The 569-nt window shown below is 64.7% G+C and carries 1 protein-coding gene; it reads left to right on the forward strand.

Translation table 11 applies throughout. The features are described from left to right. A partial coding sequence (locus A5650_RS03445; RefSeq protein ID WP_156743990.1) for a phosphopantetheine-binding protein occupies positions 1–569 on the forward strand: 569 nt, incomplete at both ends.

Genomic DNA, 569 nt, shown 5'->3' on the forward strand with positions numbered 1-569 from the left:
ATTGCGCGCGAGGACCGCCCTGGTGACAAGCGTCTGGTCGGCTATGTGACCGGGACTGTGGACCCGGCGGGAATCCGTGCGGTGCTGGCGGAAAGGTTGCCGGGTTATATGGTGCCGACGGCGGTGGTGGCGCTCGACGCTTTGCCATTGACGGTCAACGGCAAACTCGACATCCGCGCTCTGCCCGCGCCGGACTATCACGACACCCAGAGCGGGTATCGCGCTCCGACCAACGCTATCGAGGAACTCCTGGTCGGCATCTACGCCCAGGTGTTGGGTGTGGATCAGGTCGGGGTGGACGACTCGTTCTTCGAGTTGGGTGGCGATTCGCTTTCGGCAATGCGGCTCGTCGCTGCGGTAAACACGGGGCTCAACGCCGGCCTGGCGGTGCGCACCTTGTTTGAGGCGCCCACGGTTTCTCAGTTGGCGCCTCACCTCGGTGGGGATGGGGACGGGTTCGCGCCGTTGGTGGCTGTTGAGCGGCCGGCGGTTTTGCCGTTGTCGTTCGCGCAGAACCGGTTGTGGTTCGTCGACCAGTTGCAGGGCCCCTCACCGGTTTACAACATGGC

Source organism: Mycobacterium sp. 1164985.4, assembly GCF_001668575.1.
Lineage (GTDB): Bacteria > Actinomycetota > Actinomycetes > Mycobacteriales > Mycobacteriaceae > Mycobacterium.